The sequence below is a fragment of the Burkholderia sp. MSMB1835 genome (assembly GCF_001526365.1).
In the GTDB taxonomy this organism is placed as follows: Bacteria; Pseudomonadota; Gammaproteobacteria; order Burkholderiales; family Burkholderiaceae; genus Burkholderia.
This window is the reverse complement of the sequence record NZ_LOYP01000018.1, coordinates 1-21888: the sequence shown is the minus strand read 5'-3', so window position 1 is coordinate 21888 and position 21888 is coordinate 1. Positions and strand designations below refer to the sequence as shown.

The following is a 21888-nucleotide window of genomic DNA, read 5'->3' as shown; positions in this document are numbered from 1 at the left end:
CTCCCGGAAAACGCTCGCTACGCGTGCGGTGCGAGCAAGAACCCGCCGACCATCCGGTGCATCCGTGCGGCCTGCGGGCTCGTCCCGAGCGCGCGCCAGCAGCCGTGCACCAGCCCCTCTCCCATCCAGTGGCGCGCGACCCCGCCGGCCGCGCGAATCCGTTCGACGTACACGCGCGCATCGTCGCGCAGCGGATCGTGCTCCGCGCCGATCGCGAGCACCGGCGGCAGGCCGTCGAAACGCGCCGCCTCGAGCGGCACCGACGCGCGCAGCAGCGGGTTGCCGCTCCGCAACGCGGAGGACAAGTCACTGCCCCAGTACAGCGCGCGATAACGATGCACGTCGTCGAGCGTCAGCATCGGCGCGTGCGCTTCCGTTTCGCGCGCGGGCGATTGCGGTTCGAAACCGAGCATCGGATAAACGAGCGCGACGCCGTCCACGCTCGCTTCGCCCGCATCGCGCAGCGCGGTCGCCACCGCCGCCGCGAGCATCCCGCCCGCGCTGTCGCCCGCGAGCGTCAACGGGTGCGCGCACGGCCCGAACGGCCAGCGTGCATCGCGCGCGGCGCGCGTCACCGCCACGCAATCGTCGAGTGCGGCCGGCGCAAGGTGTTCGGGCGCCAGCCGGTAGTCGACGGCGATCACGTCGAGGCCCGTATCGGCCGCCAGCTGCGCGGTGATCAGCGCATGACTGTCGAGCGAGCCGACGACGAAACCGCCGCCATGAAAAAACAGCACCGTGCCGCGCGGCGCACGGTGCGCGGACGTATAGCGCCGCAGCGCGATCGTGCGGCCGTCCGGCGCGCGCCACACGGCGTCGTGCTGCACGATGCCGGCCGGCAGCGCGGCCGGCGTCCATTCGGCCGCGAAGCGGTCGTAGAGGCGGCGCTGCTCGTCGGGCGAGCGCGCCGCCGCATCGGCCGGATACCACGCGTCGACGGCCGCGACGAACGCCGCGATTTCCGGTTCGAGCATCGTGTGCGCTCCGCGGTCGAAGGGGGGATCGGAAGGCGAAGCGCGCCGCTAGCGGCGCGGCGGCAGCCCGATCACGCGGCCCGCATACGCAGGCGCCGCGCAATCGCGCTGCAATGCGTGCAGCGCGGCCACGCGCGCGGCCACGTCGTCGTCGAACGGCGCCGATTTCGCGCCGTCGCGCGTATCGACGTGTAGCAGCATCTGCTCGCTCGCCGATACCGCGTCGCCATGCCCGTCGGCGAACAGTTCGAGATACAAGTGCAGCCGCTTCGCGTCGTGCGCGAGCACGCGCGCATCGACGCGCACGGCCGTGCCTTCCTTGATCTCGTGCAGATAGTTCACGTGCGCTTCGAGCGTGTAGACCGAGCGCCCCCGCTCGCGACGCGCGGCGTCGTCGAGGCCGATGCGATCCAGCAACGCATCGGTCGCGAAGCTGAAGATCAGCAGGTAGAACGCATCGCGCAGGTGGCCGTTGTAGTCGACCCATTCGGGCCGCACCACGTCGCGGTGAATCGTCAGCGGGGTATCGCCCGTCATCGTCTAGTCCTCGAATCGCATCCCGTGCCGCGCCTTCACCGCGGCGATCGATTTCAGCACCTCGGTGATGCACTCGTCGCGATAGCGCTCGAGCTCCTTGATGCTGCGCGTGCCCTGCTGTTCGGTCGTGCCTTCGACGACGCGGTCGATCAGCGCATCGGTCAACGTCGGCGCGACCAGTTTCGTCCACGGCAGTTCGAGCGCGGGGCCGAATTGCTGCATGAAGTGTCGCATGCCCGCATCGCCGCCGGCCAGCGTGTAGGTCAGGAACGTGCCCATGAACGACCAGCGGATGCCCGCGCCGAAGCGGATCGCGTCGTCGATCTCGCCGGTCGTCGCGACGCCTTCGTCGACGAGATGCAGCGCCTCGCGCCACAACGCCTCGAGCAGACGATCCGCGATGAAGCCCGGCACTTCCTTGCGCACGTGCAGCGGCCGCATGCCGAGCTTGCGATAGACCTCCATCGCGCCTTCGACCGCTTCCGGCGACGTGCGCGCACCGCCGAGCACCTCGACGAGCGGCAGCAGGTAGACAGGGTTGAACGGATGGCCGACCACGCAGCGCTCCGGATGCGTCGCCCGCGCGTAGAAATCGGTCGGCAACAGCCCCGACGTCGACGACGCGATGATCGCATCGGGCTTCGCCGCACGGCTGATCTGCTCGTGCAGCTCGAGCTTCAGCGCCTCGCGCTCGGGCGCGCTTTCCTGGATGAAATCGGCGTCGGCGACACATTCGTCGATCGTCGACACGAACCGCAACCGCGCGGGATCGGCGCCCGGCGCGAGGCCGACGCGTTCGAGCGCGGGCCACGCATTCGCGACGTTCGCGCGCAGCCGCGCTTCGGCGCCCGGCGCCGGGTCCCACACGACCACGTCGAGACCGTGCGCGAGCGCGCGGGAAATCCATCCGCTGCCGATCACGCCGGTGCCGATGGCGGCAAACGTCTTGATGTCGGTCTTCACTGCCATGTCGATACATCCTTCAATTCAGGGGAAATCGGTGGGCGGCCGCGCGTCGACGCATACCGCCATGCAATGTCGGTCAGTGAAAAAGCTCACGCGAATTCGGCGATCGCGCGACGCTCCAGCGCACGTTCGCCGCGCGCCGGCAGGCCGAGCTTGCGGCGGCCTTCGGCCGGCGTCAGCACGCGGCCGCCGAGGCGTTCGACGATCTCGCGAGCGCGCTCGACGAGCGTGCCGTTGGTCGCATGCACGCCGCGATCGAGCCAGATGTTGTCTTCGAGGCCGACGCGAACGTGACCGCCGAGCAGCATCGCCTGCGCGACCATCGGCATCTGCATGCGGCCGATCCCGAAGCCGGCCCAGTGCGCGCCCGGCGGCAGGTTGTCGACCATCGCCTTCATCGTGCCCGTGTCGGCCGGTGCGCCCCACGGAATGCCCAGGCACAGCTGGAACAGCGGTGGATCGTCGAGCAGCCCTTCCTTCAGCAACTGCTTCGCGAACCACAGATGGCCCGTATCGAAGATCTCCAGCTCCGGCTTCACGCCGAGTTCCTGGATGCGCTTCGCGCCGGCGCGCAACTGCGCGGGTGTCGACACGTAGATGTAATCGCCGTCGCCGAAATTCAGCGTGCCGCAGTCGAGCGTGCAGATTTCCGGCAGCAGTTCCTCGACGTGTACGAGGCGCGTGAGACCGCCGACCAGGTCGGTCCCCTTGCCGAAGCGCATCGGATCCTCGCCGGGGCCGATCTCGAGATCGCCGCCCATGCCGGCCGTCAGGTTGATGATCACGTCGACGTCGGCCGAGCGGATGCGGTCGACCACTTCGCGATACAGGTTCGGGTCGCGGCTGCCGCGCCCCGTCTGCGGATCGCGCACGTGGCAGTGGGCGACCGTCGCGCCGGCCTTCGCGGCTTCGATCGCGGCGGCCGCGATCTCCTTCGGCGTGACCGGAATCGCCGGATGCTTGCCGACCGTATCGCCCGCGCCCGTGACGGCGCAGGTGATGATGACTTCGTGGTTCATGCTGAATGCCTCGCTTGATTCGGGTTGTATCGCACTGCGGGTAGCGCGCGGGCGCAGGCCGTTACAGGCCGAGATACGCCTTCACGGCAGGCAGGCCGTCCTTGCCGTCGAACGTCTTGACGCCCGCGAGCCAGGGATCGAGCACCTGCGGGTTCTTCTTCAGGTACGCCTTCGCGGCCTCGGCCGGCTTGGTCTTGTTCATCACCGACTGCATCAGCTGGTTCTCGAGCTGGGTCGAGAAGCGCAGGTTCGTCACGAGCTTGCCCGCGTTCGGGCAGCGCGCGATGAAGTCGGGCGCGGTCAGCGTGTACACGCGCGCTTCGCCGTAGTTCGGCCCGAACGCCGCGTCGCCGCCGGACAGGTAGTTCATGCTGAGCTGGATGTTCATCGGATGCGGCTCCCAGCCGAGAAACACCACCCACTTCTTCTCGCGGACCGCGCGCTCGACCGTCACCAGCATCCCGGCCTCGCTCGATTCGACGAGCTTGAAGCCGCCGAGCCCGTACTGGTTCGTGTCGATCATCTTCTGGATCGTCGCGTTCGCGCTGCTGCCGGGCTCGATCCCGTAGATCTTGCCGTCGAGTTCCGCGCGGTGTTTCGCGATGTCGTCGAAGGTTTTCAGGCCGGCCTGGTATTCGTAGCTCGGCACCGCGAGCGTCGCCTTCGCGCCGGACAGGTTCGGCGGCTCGACGACGTTGATCGACTTGCTGTCGAGGAACGGCTGCAACTGCTTCTGCTGCACGGGCCACCAGTAGCCGAGCGACACGTCGAGCTGCTTGCTCTTGAGACCGGCGAACGAGATCGGCACCGACGCGATCGTCGTGGTCGGCTTGTAGCCGAGCGCCTCGAACACGGTCGACGCGAGCGCCGTGGTCGACGTGATGTCGGTCCAGCCGATATCCGCGAAACGCACGGTGCGGCAGGTCGCGGCCTCCGTCTCGGCATGCGCGGCGTGCGTGAACGCACCGGTCGCCAGCACGGCCGCGGCTAGCGCGGCGATCTTCGTCGACTTCATGGTTCGATTCCTCCCGGTTGATCTCGCGGCAGCCGGTGCGCGGAGTGTGCGCCGGCCTGCATCGTGGGAGTAAAAGTAACGAGCCATATTCGCGCCGAGAAGACCGGCGGCGACCTGTTCTTGCCTGTTTGCGACTATGAGTGGAAACCACTAGGTTCGGCGAGAGGCTTGCCGGATGGGGATTTGGGGTTTTTCTGGCGGGCGGCGAGATTGCCCGGATGCGGCGTGTGCCTTTCGATTCCACCACGGCCTTGCTGACAGGTTTCCGACACGTCGCCGAATACCGCGGGCCAGCCCTATGCTGGGAGCCGCCGGGCGATCGCGCGCCGCCCGCCGGTTACCGTGCCGCTTCGGGCCCGGATGTTGCGCGTCATTGGAACGGATGCCGACGGACACGGCCGGCCGTCGCGGTGCCCGCCTCCGGTCTCTCCAGCCAGGAGTCGTACGATGCTCGTCGCTTGCTTCGTCGCCGCCCTTTTCGCCATCGTCGCGATCATGCACCGTCGCGTGACGGGCGACGCGGATGCGAACCTTCGCGCGCGCTTCGACGCGGAAGGCCCGCGCGCCGACGCGGCGCGCCGGTTGATGCGCGACGCGGGATACGGCGTGTGAGTCCCGACGTCGGTCCGGCCGAACACGCCCGGCCGGGTCGCGACGCGGCGAGTTCGGCGCGCCGTCACCGCGCGCAACCCGCCGCGACGGTCACGCGTAGTTCATCATCACCGACTTGCTTTCCACGTACTGGTCGATCACCGCGCGGCCGAGTTCGCGGCCGAAGCCCGACTGCTTCATTCCGCCGAACGGCAATGCGTTGTCGAGCAGCGAGTGGCAGTTGACCCACACGGTGCCCGCCGCAATCCGCGGCACCAGCTTGTGAATCGCCGCAAGATCGTTCGACCAGATGCTCGCGCCGAGGCCATACGGCGTATCGTTCGCGAGCCGCACGGCCGTATCGAGATCGTCGAACGGCATCGCGACGAGCACCGGCCCGAAGATTTCCTCGCGCACCACGCGCATCGCCTGCGTCGTATCGACCAGCACCGTCGGTTCGACGAAGAAGCCGGGGCCGTCGATCGCGCGGCCGCCGGCGGCGGCGCGCGCGCCCTCGCCGAACCCCGAGTCGATGTACCCGCACACGCGCTCGCGCTGCTTCGCCGACACGAGCGGCCCGATCTGCGTCGACGGGTCCATCCCCGGGCCGATCTTCAGGCTCGTCGCGATCTTCGCGACGCGCTCGATCACGTCGTCGAAGACCGTCGAATGGATGTACGCGCGCGAACCGGCCGTGCACACCTGCCCCTGGTTGAAGAAGATCGCGTTCGCGACGCCCAGCGCGGCCTTGTCGAGATCGACGTCGGGCAGCACGATCACCGGCGACTTGCCGCCGAGTTCCAGCGACATCCGCGTCATGTTGTCGAGCGCCGCGTGGCCGATCGTCTTGCCCGTTAGCGTCGACCCGGTGAATGCGATCTTGTCGATGCGCGGATCGCGCGACAGCGCCGCGCCGGCCGTATGACCGTAACCGGTGACGATATTGACGACGCCGTCCGGGAACCCGGCCGCCTGGATCAGCTCGCCGAGCCGCAACGCGCTCAGCGGCGTATCTTCGGCAGGCTTCAGCACGACGGTGCAGCCGGTCGCGAGCGCCGGCGCGATTTTCCATGCGGCCATCAGCAGCGGGAAATTCCACGGAATGATCGCGCCGACCACGCCGACGGGTTCCTTGCGCGTATAGGCGAAGATCTCGCTGTCCGGCAGATACGGCACGCCGGCGTCGATCACGCTGCCTTCGATCTTCGTCGCCCAGCCGGCCATGTAGCGAAAGCACTGCGCGGCCATCGCGACGTCGAGCCCTTGCGCGACCGTCACCGGCTTGCCGTTGTCGAGCGATTCGATTTCGGCGAGCTCGCGTGCGTTGGCTTCGATCAGGTCGGCGAGCACCAGCATCAGGCGCTCGCGATCGGTCGTCTTCGCGCGGCGCCACAGGCCCGCATCGAATGCATGGCGCGCGGCGGCGACGGCCTGCTGCACGTCGCGTTCGTCCGCTTCGGGCACGCGAGCGAGCACGGTGCCGTCGGCCGGGTTCACGACCTCGATCTGGCGGCCCGACGCGGCGTCGCTCCACTCGGCGCCGATCAGCATCTTCTTCGGCTTCGCGAGAAACGCGCGGGTTGCGTCGAGCAGCGGAAAGGTTTCGTTCGTCTCCATGTTCACGTTTCCCTGATTCGTTGAGTCAGTCGGTCAATAGCGATCCGCGACACCGTCGATCCCGCGCGCCTGCAGCGCGCGGACGAGGCCGGCGCGCACGGTCGCGACGTCCGACAGCGCGGGACGGCGGTGCGCGGCAACTTCGGCTGCCGTATACGGTTTGAAGTCGCGTGGCAGCGCATCGCGGTTCGTCGTCGTGAGCAGCCAGTTCAGCACGTCGGCCAGTTCCCGATCCGACAGCGCCGAATTCGACGCGCCGGGCACGCGCATCAGGTACTCGCGCCCGGCCGGCAGATGCGTGAAATAGCCGAGCGAGTTCGCGAGCGGCGGCACCTTGCCGGGAATGCCGCCGCCCGTCGCCGTGTGGCAGCCCATGCAGTTGAGCACCCAATGCTGTCGTGCCAGCGCCGCATCGGCTGCGCCGTCCGCATGGGCAGGCCCGGCAAACGCGCAAGCCGCGGCACCCGCCAGCAGCAGACGCGACGACAGCCGACGCGACAGGCCGCCGAACCGCGACGACGGCGCGCAAGCGCCGTTCACAGGCCGAGCCCCTTGATCACCGCCGCGCGCTGCGCGTGCACGGCCGTGCCGTCCATCGGCTTCGCGCGCGCCGCACGGATCTCGGCCGCCGTGAACGGCTTCGCATCGCCATGCTGTGCGTTGAGGTCGAACACGACGTAGTTGAGCACGTGCGCGATGTCGTCGTCGCTCGCGCTCGCGAACGACGGCATCTTGAAGTTGTAGCGCTTGTCGCGCACTTCGATCTCGCCGAACATTCCGTGCAGCAGCGTCGCGATCAACTGCGCACGCCCGGCTTCCGCCGCCGCGTACCTGCCCGGATACTCGGTCAGCGGCGGCGCAAGGCCGTCCTGCCCTTTCCCGCCCGCCTGGTGACACACCGCGCACTGCGTGTCGAACAGGTTTTTCCCGGCCGGGTAACGCACGGTGTCCTGTGCGCCGGCCGCGCCGGGCAACGCGACGGCCGCAATGGCCGCCATGCACGCAACGACGATTTTTCCCGCCTGCTTCACGCTCATTGTTTTGCCGCTCCCAGCAGAACCGAAACCGAACAGTGGTAATTCGAATTACCGTTCGCCATGCACCAGTTGATGTCGTTGTTCAGCGACAGCTTGTACAGCGGCTTCTCGCGCTCGTTGCGGTTGCAGAAGCACTTGCCGCACGAGGTCTTGCCGCAGCAATCGTTGTACGAAACGATGTAGTCCGAACCGTCGTGCGGATTGCGGCAGGTGCCGATCCACGTGATCGGCGAAGGCGTCGTGCCCGGCGGGCAACTGCTCGACGTGCCGCCGCAGCAACTGCACAGCCAGCCGTCGATCGCGCAGTATTTCCAGTAGTCGCAGCTCGTCGGGTCGTCGCTTGCGCCCGATGCGGCAGCGCCGGATGCGCCCGACGCCGCGGATGCCGCGTCGGCCGCGTCGGCCGCGTACGCTGTGCGGTCGACGGGCAGCAGCGGCAGCAGCGCCGACCCCACCAGCACCTTGCCGAGCTTCGCCATCGCGCTGCGCCGCGAACTGTGCTGCGCGACGCCGCGCGCCGACCGCTCGAACCATGAATCAAACACGCCCATGTCGTCGTTCTCCAATGACGTTGAAAAAGGTTCGGCCGGTCATGCGTGCTGCGCGTGCCCGTCGTGGGCATCGTGGCTCGGCGCGCCGTGCACGTACTGCTGCAGCGACGCGACGCCGCGCTCCTTCGCCTCGAACAGGCTCTCGAGATGCTCGCGCGTGTTGACGAGCCCCTTCGCGCGCACCGTGCCCGTTTCGTCGAGCAGCACCGCATACGGCAGCTTGCCGATCTGATACGCGAGGCCGAGCTCCTGCGACAGCACGTACGGGAAGCGCCCGAGCTCGTGCTTGCGCGCGAAGCGCACGTGTTCGTCGGCATCGCCGTCGCTCGCGAGCACGATGTTCACCGGCGTCGCTTCGCTGGCCTGCAGCGACGGCAGCAGCGGCAGCAGCTTCTTGCAGACCGGGCACGTCGGCGACAGGAAGAACAGCAGCGTCGCCTTGCCCGATGCGTCGATGCCGCCGACCTTCACGTGCGAGCCGCGAATGTCGGTCAGTTCGAACGTCGGCGCGATCGCGCCGACCGCCGGCCCCTTGTCGATCATCAGCGCGCCGGCCGGCATGATGCGTTCGTACAGGATGCCGATCTGGCGCACCAGGGCGAGGCAGATCGCGCCGAGCGCGAGAACGGCCGCCCACAGCAGGGCGGTGGAAACGGTGAGAGCGGTTTGCATCATGAATTCCTCAGGTGGGCAAGGCGCGGGACGTTGGCGAGCAGCACGTCGACGGTGAGCAGCGCGCAGACGATCAGCAGCACGGAAAAGAACAGCGTCAGGTAGTCGAGCCACACGACGGCGCGCGTGCCCGGCTCGACGAACGCGGTCGCGGCCAGCGCGACGAGCAGCAGCACGCGGCCGACATGCAGCCAGCCGATGCCGCGCGGTGCGTCCGCACGGGCGGCGGTGAAGCCGAAGCAGCCGCAGTCGATGTCGGTGCGGCCGCGCAGCAGGTTGATCGCGAGGCCGGCGGCGAACGCCAGGAGCAGCGCGATCAGCGCGATCGCGCCGGCCGTGCGCGTATCGGGAAACAGCAGCGCCGCGGCGCCGACCGCTTCAGCCAACGGAATCGCGAACGCGACGGGCGCGTTCAGCGCATCGGGCAGCAGCCGGTAGCCGGCGAGCGCCTGGCGGAACGCGGCGGGCCGGCGCATCTTCGCGAAGGCGCCGAGCAGCACGACGGCGGCCGCGCCGGCCTGCGCGCTGGTGGCGAGTACGGGATCGAGAGTCATCGCGGCCTCACGGGTTGACGAGCAGCGACGACGTATTGCCGATCTGCTTCTCGACGTGCCGCAGCGCGCCGGTGCGCGCATCCATCACGACGAGGTCGGAGGTCGCCGTCAGCCCGTAGAACAGCGGCTTGTCGTCCTCGCTGACCTGGATCGACACGAGCGGATCGATCTTCTGCTGCGCGAGATCCCAGCGCGCGACGCGCTGCTTCGACTTCAGGTCATACACCCACACCTGCGTGCCGGGATCCTTGTGCGAGCCGTCGGCGCCCTTGTGCATCAGCACGTAGTAACGGTTCTGCTTCGCGTGCACGGCCGTCTGCTGCATGCCGCCCGGGCGCCAGCCTGCCGCGCGCTCGGCGTCCGTCAACAGCGGCCACGGCTTGCCGAATGCCGGCTTGTCGCCGCTGAAATCGGCGCTGCGCACGTTGCCGCCGTAGGTGGTGAACAGATAGCCGCCCTGGTACCGCGACGCGTTCACGAACGCCGGATCCTTGTCGACGTCGATGAACGCGTCCGACATCGTGCGCTTCGTTTCCTTGCCGTTCGCGTCGAGCGTGACGGTCAGCGCCTTGCCGCTTTCGCACAGCGCGGTGAAACGGTCGTTGCCCGACGGATACGCGAGCACGCACGCGGCCATGTCGATCTCCGACAGCACCCGCTTCGAGACGGCGTCGATCACCGTCACCGATGCGGCCGGCGTGATGTTCGCGACGTACAGCCGCTTGCCGTCGGCGCTGAACGCGGTGTTGTACGGCGACGGCACGTGCTGCGCATGCTTCGCCGGAATCACGATCTCGCCCGCGTGATCGAGCGTCGCGTTGTCGATCATCTCGACGACGTCGGTACGCGTGCCGTGCGAGCCGCGCGAGAAGTAGGTCGTCGCGACGAAGCTGGTCTTGCGGTCGGGCGAGATCGCGAAGCCGGGGGCGAAGCCGCCGTCGATCTGGCCGAGCAGTTTCTTCGCATCGGCGTCGTATACGTAGATGCGCCCGTCGGTCATCGACGGCATCGAGATGTCGACGATGTAAAGCGCGTGCGGATGCCACGGCGGCATCTTCTGCACGACCAGTTCTTCGGGTTTTTCCGCCGCGTTCGCGCCGCCGGCCCATGCCGCCGCCAACGCCAGCGTCGCCGCGAGCGCCGCGGTTCGCCGTCTTGTCCTCATGCCGCCTCCAGTGGGGGTTCACGTGATGTGGAGCGACTGTAGTTCGACAATAAAACCGGCCGGCACCCGGACCGGCAACGCGTGCGTGCCGATTCGGGATATTGGAAATGCGCGTGAAAGCCACGCGGGCGCGCGCCTTCCGACCCTCCGAAACGCGCGCGCGGAATAGCGCTCCCCCGTATTGCGCCGACCGCCCGGTCGGTTTAGTCTTGCGCGGTCCGAACGATCGCCGGAGGCGCCATGCGTGTGTTACATCAGAGGTTCGACGACGCAGACCGGCATGCCGCGGCGCTGCGCGGCTGGGATCAGCGTTACGACCAGATCGGGGCCGGCCCGTATCGCAGCGTGGTCAAACACGCGGTGCTCGATGGCGTGCAACTGTTCCAGGAAACGGCGAACGTGCGCATCATCCAGCGCGGATGCTTGCCGCCCGGCCATACGGTATTCGGGATGCCGCTCGCCGGCTCGGGCGCCTTCGCCTTCGGCAATGCGCGCGTCGAGCCCGGTACGATCGTGATGGCGCGCGGGGGCGTACCGTTCGAACTCCATTCGCCCGACGACATGTCGATGATCGGCGTGGTCGTCGAACCCGAGTTGATGCAGCAGATCGAAGATGCCGCCGGCGTCCGGCTGGACGCACGCGCGCTGCGACGCGGCGTGGTCGAGGTGCCGGTCGCCGCGCGCGAGCGCGCGAGCGTGCAACTCGCCACGCTGCTCGAACGCGTGCTGTCGGCGCCCGATACGTTCGACGCGGCACGCGTGCAGCGCGCGATGCGCGCCGACATCGGCAACGTGCTGGTCGATCTCATGACCTACCGGATACCCGAGCCGCCGCACCGGCTCACGCATGCCTGCCACGCCGACATCGTGCGCCGCGTGCACGACTACGTGATCGACCACCCGGAAGCACCCGTCGACATCCTGAGCCTGTGCACGCAACTGCGCGTCAGCCGGCGCACGATGCAGAACAGCTTTCAATCGGTCGTGCAGACGACGCCGCTCAACTACACGCGCTCGCTGCGCCTCGCGCAGGTGCGACGCCTGCTGCTCGACACGCGGCAATCCGACCTGCCGATCAGCGAAGCGGCCGCTCGCTGGGGCTTCATCCACCTCGGGCATTTCGCGAACGCTTACAAGGCCCAGTTCGGCGAATTGCCGTCGACGACCGCGCGCCGGACGGTGCATCGTGCAAAAACGCGCTGAGCGCCGGCAAAACCCGCGATAATCCCGGCTCGAACGTCCGCCGCCCGCGAGCCGGGCGCGGCCCGCGCCGGCCCGCTCGTCGCGACGCGCGGCACGCACCGATCACCTGCTTGCACCCCACACCCCGATGCCCGAGGATTTCCACTTCCTGTTGCTGCCCGGCTTCTCCGCGCTCGGCTTCATGTCCGCGGTCGAACCGCTGCGCGTCGCGAACCGCTTTCGCACCGAGCTGTATCGCTGGCACGTGATCAGCCTGGACGGCGCACCCGTCGCCGCGAGCAACGGCATTCCGGTCGCCGCCGAAGCCGCGTGCGCGGACGTCCCGCAGGTCGATACGGTGTTCGTCGTCGCAGGCTTCGACCCGCTCGTGTGCTACACGCGCACGCTCGGCGACTGGCTGCGCCGCCAGCACCGGCATGGCGCCACGCTGGGCGGCATCGATACGGGCAGCTTCGTGCTCGCGGAAGCCGGGCTGTTCGACGCATCGCAGCCGCTGACGCTGCATTGGGAAGCGCTGGCCGCGTTCCGCGAGCGCTATCCCGGCCTGAACGCGACGCAGGAGCTGTTCGAAATCGACGAGCGGCGCATCACGTGCGCGGGCGGCACCGCGTCGATCGACATGATGCTCGACCTGATCGGCCGCCGGCACGGCGCCGACCTCGCGGCGGCGATCTCCGAGCAGTTCGTCGTCAGCCGCATCCGGCAGCGCTCGGACAGCCAGCGGCTCGAGATCGCCGCGCGCTACGGCGTGCACAACCGCAAGCTGATCCAGGTGATCGGCACGATGCAGCGGCACATGGACACCCCGCTCGGCTCCGACGCGCTCGCGCGGGAAGTCTCGATCACGCGGCGCCAGCTCGAACGGCTGTTCAGCGCGACGCTGAACGACACGCCGACGCGCTTCTACCTGAACCTGCGCCTCGATCGCGCACGCGAACTGCTGCAGCAGACCGACATGAGCATCACATCGGTGTGCGTCGCGTGCGGCTTCGAATCGCCGTCGCATTTTTCGCGCACCTATCGCGCGCGATTCGGAACGAGCCCGCGCAACGACCGGCGGCCGACGCGCTGATCGTCTCCGCTTTTGATCACAATCCGGCGCGGTATTGCGCGTTCCGGCAGCGTTTCCCGCCGTTCGCTGAACAATGCCGGCGACTGCTCGACGAACCGAAGCGGTCATCGAAAATAATCTGGAATGTCGTTGAAAATATTCTGTAACATACCAAACAAAGTTAGATAGGCAGCCTAACGACTCGATCGACGGGCCCGACGGACGTCGGGTCACGCAGGCTGCCAACCGATATCCAATATCGATCCGAGGGGTATGACATGACGATGCTCGATTCGCCGTCGCCGCACCTGCCTGCCGTTCGCTTCTCCGCCGCTTCTCCCTCCCGCTTGTTTTCGACCTGACATTTAGGTTTCCTTAGTCAGTCGACACCCCAACACCGCTTCGTCGCACCGGTTCCATCGAACCGGCGCGCGGGCCGTGTCGTGCCTGCTCGCCACGAGCGCGCGGGCGTGTCCAACCGTTGAGATGAGGATCACGTATGCAGACATCACGCAACGCATTGCCGCTCGCCCTGAGTCTCGCGCTCGGTTTCGGCATCGTCGGCGGCACCCTGGCCGATACGAAAGCGCCGAATCCGCAGGCCGCGAGCCTGCGCGAAAGCCTGACGCGCGGCGTCGCGCCGCCGGCCGCGAAGGCCGACACGACCGCCGGGCAGTTCCGCGCGGACGGCGTCGCCGTCACGCTGTACAACCCGGCCTATCGCGCCAAGAAGGCCGCCGCGACGCCCGCCGCCACCGCGCGCGACTTCGTCGCGTCGCAAGCGGCGCAACTCGGGCTCGACGCGGCCGCGCTAGCGAGCCTCGTCGTCACGTCGGAACGCACCGACGCCGACTTCACCGTCGTGCGCCTGCAGCAGCAGGCGGCCGGCTTGCCCGTGTACGGCAGCGACATCGCGGTGACCGTCGCGAAGGACGGCCGCATCCTGTACGTCGCGAGCAACACGATCAACGGCGTGGTCGCGACGGCGCGCAAGTCGCAGGCCGTCGACCAGCAACAGGCGCTCGACCGCGCCCGCGCGTATCTCGGCGCGAGCGGCTTCACGCATCTCGATGCGCAGCTCGTCGCGTTCGTCGACAAGGCCGGCACGCATACCGCGTGGAAGGTGCGCGGCCGCCCGCAGGACGGCCCGAAAGGCGACTGGGAACTGCTGATCGATTCGGGCAGCGGCGAAGTGCTGCGCGCCGAGGACAAGGCGTTCTACGCGACCGACGGCACCGGCTTCGTGTTCCGCCCCGATCCGCTGTCGCCGACGAAGAGCAGCTACGGCAGCACGGGCTACAAGGACGGCAACGACGCCGATTCGACGCAGCTCACGGCCGCGCGCGTACGCGTGACGCTGAAGGATCTCGCGCAGTCGGGCACACGCTACACGCTGACGGGCCCGTACGCGGCATGCGTCGATTTCGATGCGCCGCTCGACAAGGCCTGCCCGTCGCAATCGACGCCCGCGTTCGAATTCACGCGCGGCAACCTGTATTTCGAGGCCGTGAACGCGTACTACCACATCGACACGTTCCTGCGTTACGTGAACCAGACGCTCGGCATCAAGGCGCTGCCGTACCAGTACACGGGCGGCGTGCAGTACGACCCGCACGGCGAATCGGGCGACGACAACTCGTCGTACTCGTCGAGCAGCGGCCGGCTGACCTTCGGGCAGGGTGGCGTCGACGACGCGGAAGACGCGGACGTCGTGATCCACGAGCTCGGCCACGGCATCCACGACTGGATCACCAACGGCGGCCTGTCGCAACAGGAAGGCTTGTCGGAAGGCACCGGCGACTATCTCGCCGCCGCGTACAGCCGCGACTTCAACCAATGGAGCCCGTCGGATGCGCAGTATCACTGGGTCTACAACTGGGACGGCCACAACGAATTCTGGGGCGGCCGCGTGACCAACTGGAACGTCGGGCGCACCTACGCGCAGGCGCGCGGCGCGGAGATCCACACGGCCGGCCAGTACTGGGCGTCGTGCAACCTCGTCGCGCGTGACGCGATCGGCGCGCAGGCGATGGACAAGGCGTTCCTGAAGGGGCTGTCGATGACCAACGGCTCGACCAACCAGAAGGCCGCCGCGCAAGCGGTGCTGACGGCCGCATCCGCGCTCGGCTACAGCAGCACGCAGCTCGCCGCGATCGGCAACGCGTACAACAAGAGCTGCACGTACGGCGTGACCGTCCCGCAGAAGTCGTAACGCCCGCAGCAGGCGGGAGCGCATCGCACGACCTGCGGCGCGCTCCCTTCATCGACATCGCCATCCTCACGAGATCGAACATGCCTACTCTGACATCGACCCGCCTGAGCGCCGCGCTGGGCGGCATGCTGTTGACCGCCGCCGCGCACGCGGCGCCCGTCTGGATCACGCTCGGCGACACCGCGTTCCGCCAGCTTCAACGTATCGACGCGACCGCAACCGCGCAATACAGCACGACCGTCGAAGCCGGCAAGGCGGCCGACGGCGCCGCGCGTCGCGAAACCGTTCACGTCGTCGAGATCGACGATTCCCGCCTCGGCGAGCTGGCCCGCGCCGTCCACCGCACGCGCGGCCACGGGCCCGGCTACGTCGTGCACGATTCGTTCGACGACGCGCGGCAGGCGCTCCAGCCGTTGCCTGCGACGCTTGCGAAACAGGCTGCCGCCCCCGCGTATACGGTGTCGAACGTGCCGCAGATCGGCACGTGGGTCCAGCAACTGCAGGCCAGCAACATCGTCGGCACGATCACGTCGCTGTCGGGTTTCACGAACCGCTACTACACGACGTCGCACGGCGTCGCCGCGTCCGACTGGCTCGCGTTGCAGTGGAAGCAGCTGGCGGCTTCGCGCACCGACATCGCCGTCGAACAGTTCGCGCACACGGGCTTTCCGCAGAAATCCGTGATCCTGACGATTCGCGGCAGCGATCCGGCCGCGGGCACCGTCGTGCTCGGCGGCCACCTCGATTCGACGGTCGGCCGCACGACGGAAAACACGCGCTCGCCCGGCGCCGACGACGATGCGTCGGGCATCGCCAGCCTGACCGAGGCGCTGCGTGTGCTGCTCGCGAACAACTACCGGCCGAAACGGACCATCAAGTTCGTCGGGTATGCGGCCGAGGAAGCCGGCCTGCTCGGCTCGAAGGCGATCGCGAAGCAGTTCCGCACGCAGAATGCGAACGTGGTCGGCGTGCTGCAGCTCGACATGACGAACTACAAGGGCGATCCGAAGGATATCTACCTGATCACCGACTACACGAACGCGGCGCAGAATACCTACGTGACAAACCTGGCGAAGACCTACCTGCCGGAGCTCGCGATCGGCACGTCGCAGTGCGGCTATGCATGCTCGGATCACGCGTCGTGGAATGCGCAGGGGTATCCGGCATCGTTCCCGTTCGAGGCCGACCAGAACGACAGCCCGTACATTCACACGGTGAACGACACGCTGGAGAACTCGGATCGACAGGCGAACCATGCGCTGAAGTTCGGCAAGCTGGCGCTGGCCTATGCGGTCGATCTCGGCGGCATTGCCGGCCCGACGGTCAAGCGCTGAGCGTGCGTCGCCGAGCGGTTGTCGCGTTCGGCAACGACACGGGCGCCCGCTTGGGGGCGCCCGTTCGAATGCGTTGTCTCCGTCGGGCTAGAATCGTCGTTCGACCACTCGCTACACGCTTGCCCACCATGACCGAACCTACCCGCTCCATCGACCACCTGTCGCCCGATCGCGTCACGACCGCGTTCGACCTGCCCGGCCATACGACCGTCCGCTCGCTCGGCGTCGCGCAGGGCATCATCGTGCGTTCGCGCTCGATCGTCGGCTCGTTCGGCGCATCGCTTCAAACGATCTTCGGCGGCAACATCACGCTCTATACGTCGCTGTGCGAGAAGGCGCGCCAGCACGCGTTCGACAAGATGCTCGCCGATGCGCGCAAGCTCGGCGCGAACGCGATCGTCGCGATGCGCTACGACTCGACCGAGATAGGCTCGGGCGTGACCGAAGTCATCTGCTACGGCACGGCCGTGCGCGTCACGCAGGACGCATGACGTGTGATGTGCGTCACGCGTCGCGTTCGAGCGACTTCATGTTCGTGAGCTGCGGAAAGAGCCGCATCCACGCCAGCGCGACCGCGATCGTCGCTGCGCCGCCGACGACGATCGCGGCCGGCGCACCCCACCACGCAGCCGTCACGCCCGATTCGAATTCGCCGAGCTGGTTCGACGTGCCGATGAACAGCGAGTTGACCGCACTCACGCGGCCGAGCATGTCGTCCGGCGTGCGCAGTTGCACCAGCGACAGGCGCACGACGACGCTGATCACATCCGATGCGCCGAGCGCGGCCAGCGCCACGAGCGACAACGCGAAGTGCCGCGACAACCCGAACACGATCGTCGCGATGCCGAACGCGATCACGCCGCCGAACATCGCGCGGCCCGGCCGCCCCTTCAACGGGAAACGCGTGAGCCACAGCGTGCCCGCGAGCGCGCCGACCGCCGGCGCCGCGCGCAACGCGCCGAGCCCCCACGGGCCGACCTGCAGGATGTCGCGCGCGTAGATCGGCAGCAGCGCGGTCGCGCCGCCGAACAGCACCGCGAACAGGTCGAGCGACAGCGCGCCGAGGATCGCCGGTTCGCGCCGGATGAACGCGATGCCCGAAAACACCGAGCGCAACGTGACCGGCTCGCGGGCCGGCGGCGCACTGCGCAGCGGAATCGTGCCGCTCAGCATCGCCGCGATCGCGAATGCCGCGACGCTCGTGCCGAACGCGACGGGCGCGCCGACACCGTAGAGCAGCCCGCCGAACGCAGGCCCGAGAATCTGCGCGGCCTGGTTCGCGGACGTCGACAGCGCGGTCGCGCGCGGCAGGTCGGTGCGCGGTACGACGGCCGGCAACAGCGACGACACCGACGGCGACTCGAACGCGCGGGCCGTGCCGACGATCGCCGCGAGTGCGTACACGGCCGGCGCGGCCAGCCAACCTTGCAGCGCGCCGAGCAGGAACACGCCGGCGGCCAGTGCCTCGACGCTCTGGCAGATCGTCGCGATGCGCCGGCGGTCGTAGCGGTCGGCCACCTGCCCGACGACGAGCGTCAGCGCGAACATCGGCACGAACTGCGCGAGGCCGACGAGGCCGAGCGCGAAGGCGCTGTGCGTGAGCGCGTACACATACCAGCCGATTGCGACCGACAGGATCTGGAAGGCCAGCGACGACATTACGCGGGCGCCCCAGAAGCGCTGGAACGGCGCGTGGCGGAACAGGTTCGCGGGTAACGGAGATAAGGGACTGGAATCGGGCACGGGGGTGGTCATCGGGGTCTCGGCGGTTGGCGGTGCGAACGCAACCGCTCACGGAGCGGCAACGTCCGCATGTGCGTGCTTGCGCAACGACTTTCCCATCGCGACGCGATGTCGGTCCCCCGGATCACGGAGACAGTCGGCTGAACGCGCAGACGCGGCCAAACGCGCATGATATGCCAACGACGAAAAACTCGCCGGGCGCGTGTCACGGTCCGTATCAAGCCGGCGCGCCGTACAAAAAAAGCGCTTCGTGAATCCCCCCAAACGGCATCGTTCCCGGCCGCGAGTTGCACGATTGAAACATCTTCAGATAAATCACAGCGATGGGCGCGCAGGAATCGAATGCCTGCCGTCGACGCAAAGCTGCGTCCTACACGTGTTTCCTTGCTGCGCGCGGGACTTGGCGAATCGGCGCGTCCTTCTCGCGTTTCAGAACTGAAACAACGCTGGGGGCCGAACGTTGCCTCACGTCGCCTATCGGTCGCTCTGCCTCTTGGCCATTGAACCGCAGCGTGCTGGTCCACTCCTTGCTCACGTGTTTCGCACACATCCAAGCCGCACGGCCGCAGAGCCCAGTGCAGGCAACGAACAACCAAAACGCAGGTCGGGGAAATCATGTCCAAGTACGCTACGGCTGCCATGCGGCTGCCTTCTCGTATCACCCCTCCGTACACGTTGATTGAGCCGCGCTCACGAGCGCGATGACCACTCGATACACGACGTGTGCGGGGGCACATATGAAATGCAGAAAAGACTTGCATTCGCCACCTTCAAGGCTGGTATGCATCGCCGGCGCATTGCCGCTTCCTTCTGATGCGACAACGGAGGTCGAGCCCGGCTCGCCGACGCGCACCGCGGCGCTGTCGCGCAATCTGCCCTCGGGGTGTGCCAGCCGGCCAAAGCATTCGGGCGCCTCGTGCAGTGTGCCGTCGGAACGGCTGAACGCCTATCTGAAAGACATTGGCGGTGTGCACTTCTATTCGCCGATGCCCACCGAACATCGCGCGGTTCTCGCCGGCGTGCCCGATTTGCCCGTTACCGATCTTTCTCATTTTTTGACCGACTTCAGCCGGACTGCAGCGGCAACGCAGTGTCTGGATGAAATCGTATCGGTGCGTACGTCGAGCGCCAATCTTGCGGGTGCGCTTGGACTGAAGACACATGTGCTTTTGCAAAAGCATGCCGATTGGCGGTGGTTCGGGGACACCGCCTGGTATCCCGATGTCGTGACATACAGGCAAGAAGCGCGCGCGGACTGGGGAACCTGTCTGCAAGCGCTCTCCGCGAACTGGCGCTGATGAGAACTGGGGACAAACATGAACAAGATCTACAAGTGCATTTTCAGCCGCAGGCTGAATCAGATGATTGCTGTCGCGGAGTGCGTGGCCGGACAGGGGAAATCAGGCGGGCGAACCCGGGCGGTGCGGCGGGTGCGTGCGGTGGCGGCCGCGGCGTTGGTGGCTGGTGCGTGCATGTCTTTGTCGCAGGTGGGGTGGGCGGACGGCACCTGCCAAAACGGCGGCACCGGCAACAGCAACATTTGTGGAAGTGGTGTGAGCAACAACGCTGGGGCAGGCGGGAGCTACAGCACGTTCTACGGATATCACAGCGGACAAGGCAGTAGCGGAGTCAGCGCCGGTTACAACACGGCAGTCGGGGCCAATTCGGGGAACGGTCTCACGGGCGACTACAACACGACCATTGGAGAGGCCGCCGGGCAGAACTTGACCGGAAACGGAAACGTGGCGTTGGGCGTGAATGCGGGTGCTGGAGTCAGTGCGTCCAACACCGTCGCGATCGGCTATGGTGCGACCGGCGCTGGACAGAACTCGGTGGCAATCGGCGGCAGTGTGACGGCCACTGGGTCAAACAGCGTTGCTTTGGGTTACGGTAGCACCGACGGGGGGCAGAGTAACGTAGTGAGCGTGGGCGCTGGCAGCGGTACGCTGGCAACGCGCAAGATCATCAATGTTACGGCCGGGACCGTGACATCGACGTCAACGGATGCGGTTAACGGCTCGCAGCTTTTCAGCTTGTCGACGTCGGCTTCGACCGGCATCAGCACGGCGCAAAGCGGGGTGAACTCGTTGTCGACGGGGTTGAGCACCACGAACGGCAACGTGACGAGCCTGTCGACGTCGGCATCAACCGGCATCAGCACGGCACAAAGCGGGGTGAACTCGTTGTCGACGGGGTTGAGCACCACCAACAGCAACGTGGCGAGTTTGTCGACTTCGGCTGCGGCAGGCATCAGCACGGCACAAAGCGGCGTGAACTCGCTATCGACAGGTCTGAGCAGCACGAACAGCAACGTGACAAGCCTGTCGACCTCGGCTGCTGCAGGCATCAGCACGGCACAAAGCGGCGTGAACTCGCTGTCGACAGGTCTAAGCACCACCAAGAGCAATGTGACGAGCCTGTCGACTTCGACCTCGACGGGGATCAGCACGGCACAAAGCGGTGTGAGCTCGTTGTCGACGGGCCTGAACACCACCAACAGCAACGTGACAAGCCTGTCGACTTCGAGCGCGGCCGGCATCAGCACCGCACAAAGCGGCGTGAGCTCGCTGTCGACAGGTCTGAACACGACCAACAGCAACGTGACGAGCCTGTCGACGTCGGCTGCGGCGGGCATCAGCACGGCGCAGAGCGGCGTGAGCTCGCTGTCGACAGGTCTGAACACGACCAACAGCAACGTGACGAGCCTGTCGACTTCGGCTGCGGCGGGCATCAGCACGGCGCAGAGCGGCGTGAGCTCGCTGTCGACGGGGCTGAGCACGACGAACAGCAACGTGACGAGCCTGTCGACCTCGGCTGCGGCGGGCATCAGCACGGCGCAAAGCGGCGTGAACTCGCTGTCGACAGGTCTGAACACGACCAACAGCACCCTCGGTGCACTGTCGACCCAGGAATCGAACGACGTGGGATCGCTGTCGACCACCTTGAATACGACCAACGGCAACGTCAGCTCGTTGTCGACGGGGCTGAACACCACCAACAGCAACGTGACGAGCTTGTCGACCTCGGCTGCGGTCGGTATCAGCACGGCACAAAGCGGTGTGAGTTCATTGTCGACGGGGCTGAACGCAACGAACAGCACCCTCGGGGCGCTGTCGACGCAGGAATCGACCGACATAGGCTCGCTGTCGACCAGCCTGAATACGACCAACGGGAATGTCAGCTCGTTGTCGACCGGCCTGAACGCCACCAACAGCAACGTGACGAGCTTGTCGACCTCTGCAGCGGCCGGCATTAGCACAGCGCAAAGCGGTGTGACCTCCCTGTCGACGAGCCTGACCACGACCAACAGCACCCTCGGTGCACTGTCGACCCAGGAGTCGACGGACGTGGGCTCGTTGTCCACTAGCTTGAATACGACCAACGGCAACGTCAGCTCGCTGTCGACAGGCCTGAACACCACCAACAGCAATGTGGCGAGCCTGTCGACTTCGGCCGCGGCCGGTATCAGCACGGCGCAAAGTGGCGTGAGTTCATTGTCGACGGGCCTGAGCGCCACGAACAACGCCGTCGGCGCGCTGTCGACCCAGGAGTCGACCGACGTCGGATCGTTGTCGACCAGCCTGAACACGACCAACGGTAATGTCAGCTCGTTGTCGACGGGCTTGAACGCCACGAACAGCGACGTG

21 protein-coding genes are annotated in these 21888 nt (G+C 67.2%); 8 read left to right on the top strand and 13 right to left on the bottom strand.

Annotated elements, in window-relative coordinates:
- Nucleotides 1-17: 17 nt before the first annotated feature.
- The 5 genes from WS96_RS08000 to WS96_RS07980 all read right to left on the bottom strand — a co-directional run bounded on the left by WS96_RS08000 (nucleotide 18) and on the right by WS96_RS07980 (nucleotide 4511).
- Complete coding sequence (locus tag WS96_RS08000) at nucleotides 18-974, bottom strand: alpha/beta hydrolase (RefSeq protein WP_059831709.1); 957 nt, start codon at nucleotides 972-974, stop codon at nucleotides 18-20.
- Nucleotides 975-1022: 48 nt separating this feature from the next.
- Nucleotides 1023-1511 carry a thioesterase family protein gene (locus WS96_RS07995; RefSeq protein WP_059831707.1) on the bottom strand — a complete coding sequence of 163 codons (489 nt, stop codon included), beginning with the start codon at nucleotides 1509-1511 and terminating at the stop codon, nucleotides 1023-1025.
- A 3-nt stretch (nucleotides 1512-1514) separates the two neighbouring features.
- Nucleotides 1515-2480, bottom strand: a complete 966-nt coding sequence (locus tag WS96_RS07990) for an L-carnitine dehydrogenase (RefSeq protein ID WP_034204291.1) — start codon at nucleotides 2478-2480, stop codon at nucleotides 1515-1517.
- Between the two features lie 86 nt (nucleotides 2481-2566).
- Nucleotides 2567-3496 (bottom strand): 3-keto-5-aminohexanoate cleavage protein, encoded by a 930-nt coding sequence (locus WS96_RS07985; protein ID WP_034204290.1) that lies wholly within the window; start codon nucleotides 3494-3496, stop codon nucleotides 2567-2569.
- A 61-nt stretch (nucleotides 3497-3557) separates the two neighbouring features.
- Complete coding sequence (locus tag WS96_RS07980) at nucleotides 3558-4511, bottom strand: choline ABC transporter substrate-binding protein (RefSeq protein WP_059831705.1); 954 nt, start codon at nucleotides 4509-4511, stop codon at nucleotides 3558-3560.
- 447 nt (nucleotides 4512-4958) lie between these two features.
- Here WS96_RS07980 and WS96_RS34010 point away from each other — a divergent pair, with 447 nt between their 5' ends.
- Complete coding sequence (locus WS96_RS34010; protein WP_179949922.1) at nucleotides 4959-5123, top strand: hypothetical protein; 165 nt, start codon at nucleotides 4959-4961, stop codon at nucleotides 5121-5123.
- A gap of 90 nt (nucleotides 5124-5213) precedes the next feature.
- Here the strand turns inward: WS96_RS34010 and WS96_RS07975 are convergent, their stop codons facing one another.
- Genes WS96_RS07975 through WS96_RS07945 form a run of 7 tightly spaced genes read right to left on the bottom strand, consistent with a single transcriptional unit; the run spans nucleotide 5214 to nucleotide 10698 of the window.
- On the bottom strand, nucleotides 5214-6719 hold the full coding sequence (locus tag WS96_RS07975; RefSeq protein WP_059831704.1) for an aldehyde dehydrogenase family protein: 1506 nt from the start codon (nucleotides 6717-6719) through the stop codon (nucleotides 5214-5216).
- 33 nt (nucleotides 6720-6752) lie between these two features.
- On the bottom strand, nucleotides 6753-7259 hold the full coding sequence (locus WS96_RS07970; RefSeq protein ID WP_034204287.1) for a c-type cytochrome: 507 nt from the start codon (nucleotides 7257-7259) through the stop codon (nucleotides 6753-6755).
- Nucleotides 7256-7756: a c-type cytochrome gene (locus tag WS96_RS07965; RefSeq protein ID WP_059831702.1), complete on the bottom strand. Its 501-nt coding sequence runs from the start codon at nucleotides 7754-7756 to the stop codon at nucleotides 7256-7258. Before WS96_RS07965 ends, WS96_RS07970 begins: the two co-directional genes overlap by 4 nt.
- Nucleotides 7753-8307, bottom strand: coding sequence for a methylamine dehydrogenase light chain (locus tag WS96_RS07960; RefSeq protein ID WP_059831700.1), 555 nt, complete (start codon nucleotides 8305-8307; stop codon nucleotides 7753-7755). Before WS96_RS07960 ends, WS96_RS07965 begins: the two co-directional genes overlap by 4 nt.
- Nucleotides 8308-8346: 39 nt before the next feature.
- The gene (gene mauD, locus WS96_RS07955) at nucleotides 8347-8982 is read right to left on the bottom strand and encodes a methylamine dehydrogenase accessory protein MauD (RefSeq protein ID WP_059831699.1); all 636 of its coding nucleotides are present in this window, start codon (nucleotides 8980-8982) and stop codon (nucleotides 8347-8349) included.
- On the bottom strand, nucleotides 8979-9533 hold the full coding sequence (locus WS96_RS07950) for a MauE/DoxX family redox-associated membrane protein (RefSeq protein ID WP_059831697.1): 555 nt from the start codon (nucleotides 9531-9533) through the stop codon (nucleotides 8979-8981). The genes mauD and WS96_RS07950 overlap by 4 nt, the downstream gene beginning before the upstream one ends.
- Nucleotides 9534-9540: 7 nt before the next feature.
- Nucleotides 9541-10698 carry an amine dehydrogenase large subunit gene (locus WS96_RS07945; protein ID WP_059831696.1) on the bottom strand — a complete coding sequence of 386 codons (1158 nt, stop codon included), beginning with the start codon at nucleotides 10696-10698 and terminating at the stop codon, nucleotides 9541-9543.
- Between the two features lie 240 nt (nucleotides 10699-10938).
- Between WS96_RS07945 and WS96_RS07940 the strand changes: the two genes are divergently transcribed.
- The 5 genes from WS96_RS07940 (at nucleotide 10939) to WS96_RS07920 (ending at nucleotide 16989) form a co-directional block, all read left to right on the top strand.
- A complete protein-coding gene (locus WS96_RS07940; RefSeq protein WP_034204281.1) occupies nucleotides 10939-11901 on the top strand; it encodes a helix-turn-helix domain-containing protein in 963 nt (320 codons plus the stop codon).
- Nucleotides 11902-12028: 127 nt separating this feature from the next.
- Complete coding sequence (locus WS96_RS07935) at nucleotides 12029-12973, top strand: GlxA family transcriptional regulator (protein ID WP_059831694.1); 945 nt, start codon at nucleotides 12029-12031, stop codon at nucleotides 12971-12973.
- A 478-nt stretch (nucleotides 12974-13451) separates the two neighbouring features.
- Complete coding sequence (locus tag WS96_RS07930) at nucleotides 13452-15164, top strand: M36 family metallopeptidase (protein WP_059831693.1); 1713 nt, start codon at nucleotides 13452-13454, stop codon at nucleotides 15162-15164.
- Nucleotides 15165-15244: 80 nt separating this feature from the next.
- On the top strand, nucleotides 15245-16498 hold the full coding sequence (locus WS96_RS07925; protein ID WP_059831691.1) for a M20/M25/M40 family metallo-hydrolase: 1254 nt from the start codon (nucleotides 15245-15247) through the stop codon (nucleotides 16496-16498).
- A gap of 128 nt (nucleotides 16499-16626) precedes the next feature.
- On the top strand, nucleotides 16627-16989 hold the full coding sequence (locus WS96_RS07920; RefSeq protein ID WP_059831690.1) for a YbjQ family protein: 363 nt from the start codon (nucleotides 16627-16629) through the stop codon (nucleotides 16987-16989).
- 13 nt (nucleotides 16990-17002) lie between these two features.
- Here the strand turns inward: WS96_RS07920 and WS96_RS07915 are convergent, their stop codons facing one another.
- On the bottom strand, nucleotides 17003-18253 hold the full coding sequence (locus WS96_RS07915; RefSeq protein WP_059831688.1) for an MFS transporter: 1251 nt from the start codon (nucleotides 18251-18253) through the stop codon (nucleotides 17003-17005).
- Between the two features lie 689 nt (nucleotides 18254-18942).
- Between WS96_RS07915 and WS96_RS33590 the strand changes: the two genes are divergently transcribed.
- Together WS96_RS33590 and WS96_RS32000 are read left to right on the top strand one after the other, a co-directional pair.
- Complete coding sequence (locus WS96_RS33590; RefSeq protein ID WP_156443604.1) at nucleotides 18943-19539, top strand: hypothetical protein; 597 nt, start codon at nucleotides 18943-18945, stop codon at nucleotides 19537-19539.
- 18 nt (nucleotides 19540-19557) lie between these two features.
- Nucleotides 19558-21888: ESPR-type extended signal peptide-containing protein (locus WS96_RS32000; RefSeq protein WP_306454028.1), on the top strand; the 2331-nt coding region annotated here is incomplete at its 3' end.